General features: G+C 59.9%; 4 protein-coding genes. 1 reads left to right on the forward strand and 3 read right to left on the reverse strand.

The genetic code is table 11. The features are described 5' to 3' along the window. Window positions 1-109: 109 nt before the first annotated feature. The 3 genes from AC1D1X_RS21515 to AC1D1X_RS21525 form a co-directional block, all read right to left on the reverse strand. Window positions 110-541 (reverse strand): VOC family protein, encoded by a 432-nt coding sequence (locus AC1D1X_RS21515; protein WP_477670495.1) that lies wholly within the window; start codon window positions 539-541, stop codon window positions 110-112. A gap of 78 nt (window positions 542-619) precedes the next feature. Further along, the gene (locus tag AC1D1X_RS21520) at window positions 620-985 is read right to left on the reverse strand and encodes a VOC family protein (RefSeq protein ID WP_477670745.1); all 366 of its coding nucleotides are present in this window, start codon (window positions 983-985) and stop codon (window positions 620-622) included. Window positions 986-1,035: 50 nt separating this feature from the next. After that, window positions 1,036-1,509, reverse strand: a complete 474-nt coding sequence (locus AC1D1X_RS21525) for a VOC family protein (RefSeq protein WP_477670496.1) — start codon at window positions 1,507-1,509, stop codon at window positions 1,036-1,038. 147 nt (window positions 1,510-1,656) lie between these two features. On the opposite strand from AC1D1X_RS21525, the gene AC1D1X_RS21530 reads away from it, so the two are divergent. Further along, window positions 1,657-2,115 (forward strand): TetR/AcrR family transcriptional regulator (locus AC1D1X_RS21530; protein ID WP_477699133.1); only part of this gene is annotated, 459 nt, incomplete at its 3' end.

The following is a 2,115-nucleotide window of genomic DNA, read 5'->3' on the forward strand; positions in this document are numbered from 1 at the left end:
GCTCCCCATGTCCTTTACCCAGGCGCCTATGTCGGCCACCAGCGCCGGCGTGGGCGCGAAGGCCGCGTCGTGGCAAATGATCAGCAGGAATTGCATGGGCTTTTCCCTCTCAAGGCATAGGCAGCGGCTTGATGACCATCCACGACACGCCGAAGCGATCTTCCACCATGCCGAAAGACGAAGCGTAAAAGGTCTTCATGATGGGCATCCCTACCTTGCCGCCGTCGCTCAATGCCTTGAACAGGCGCTGCGCTTCGGCGTCGCTGGCCGCAGTCAACGAGAGCGAGAAGCCCTTGAATTCCGGCTTGCCGTTGCCCATGCCGTCAGAGGCCATCACTTCCGTTTCGCCGATCCTGAAGCTGGCGTGCATGATGTTCTCACCCGGGATGGCACCGCCGTCCGGCCCGCAGCCTTCGGTCATGGGTTCCGGGTTCTCCTTGAAGCGCATCATCATCTTCACTTCGGCGCCAAGCGCCTTGCGGTAAAACTCGATGGCCTCTTCGCAGCGGCCGTTAAAAAAGAGGTAAGACTGGATCAGCATGATTGACTCCTTCGTGGGTTGATAAGGCTGGGGGATTTTTCAGGCACTCATTTGCGCAGCGTGGGCTTCAACGTTCATCTAGGCGAGTTCCCAGAGATGACCATCCAGGTCTTCGAAGCCGTGCTGGTACATGAAGCCGTGGTCTTGCGCCTTGTTGGGCGTGGTCGCGCCGGCGGCCACGGCCTTGCTGACCATCTCGTCAACTTCCTGGCGGCTGTTGCATGAGAGGCAGATCAGCACCTCGGTGCTTTTGCGTGCGTCGCTCACCGGCTTGGGCGTGAAGGTCTTGAAAAATTTCTCGACCAGCAGCATGACGAAGCTTTCCTCGCTCACGATCATGCAGGTGGCGTTTTCATCGGTGAATTGCGGGTTGAATTTGAAGCCCAGCGCGGTGAAAAACTTCACTGATTTGCCCAGGTCTTTCACGGGCAGGTTCACAAACATCTTGGTCGTCACGGGTTTCTCCTTGAATGATTGAATGAGTAGGTGCTTCTTCAGGCCCTGTCATAGGCTTCCTGGAGTTCCTTGATATTGATCTTGCGCATCTTCAGCATGGCGCTCATGGCGGCGCCGGCCTTGGCCGGGTTCTTGTCGCCCAGCATGTCGCCGAGCGCGGTGGGGATGATCTGCCACGACAGGCCGAATTTGTCCTGGACCCAGCCGCACTGGTTGGGCGCGCCCCCGGCCGAGAGCTTGTCCCAGAGCTCGTCCACCTCTTCCTGCGTCTTGCAGTCCACGAACAGCGAAATCGCCGGTGTGAAGCTGAAGTGCGGGCCGCCGTTGAGTGCCATGAATTCCTGGCCTTCGAGCTGGAAACTGCCGGTCATGACGGAACCCTCCGGGCCCGGACCTTCCTTGCCGTAGCGCCTGAGCATGGTGATCTTCGAGTTCTTGAAGATCGAAACATAAAAATTCATGGCTTCCTCGGCCTGGTCGTTGAACCACAGGAAGGGGGTGATTTTCTGCATGGTCTGGTTCCTTGAAAGAAGAGCGTTTAAAGAATCGTTAAAGGCTTGCGGGCCTTGTGCGGTGGCCAAATCAGCAGTATTGTGTACACCGTCCACAAAAGAATAGCAAAGATAATGAACACTGTCCACATAAATAAGTAACAAGCCATGTCGACCGCGCCTCCCTCCCAGCCAGTCCCGCCGCCCCGCAGCACTTACCGCCACGGCGACCTGCGGCGTGCCTTGCTGGAGGCCGGGGTGGAACTGGCCCGCGCCGGCGGGCCCGAGGCTGTGGTGTTGCGCGAAGCCACGCGCCGCGCGGGCGTTGCGCCTAATGCGGCCTACCGCCATTTTGAAAACCGCCAGGCTTTGCTGTATGCGGTTCGTTCAGCCGCGCTGGCGGCCGTGGCCCGCGCGATGGAGGCCGAACTGGCTGCGCTGCCCCAGGGTTTGCCGCCAGCCGAATTCGCCCGCGCCAACGTGCGCGCGGTTGGCGCCGGCTATTTGCGGTTTGCGCAGGCAGAGAGCGGGTTGTTCCGTACGGCCTTTGGCCCCTCGGATGATCTGAAAGAAAGAGCCCAGGGCGCGCCGGCGGACACCGAGCGCAAAGGGGAAAGCGGCCTGGAC

It is taken from the genome of Polaromonas sp. P1_G4 (assembly GCF_056405475.1).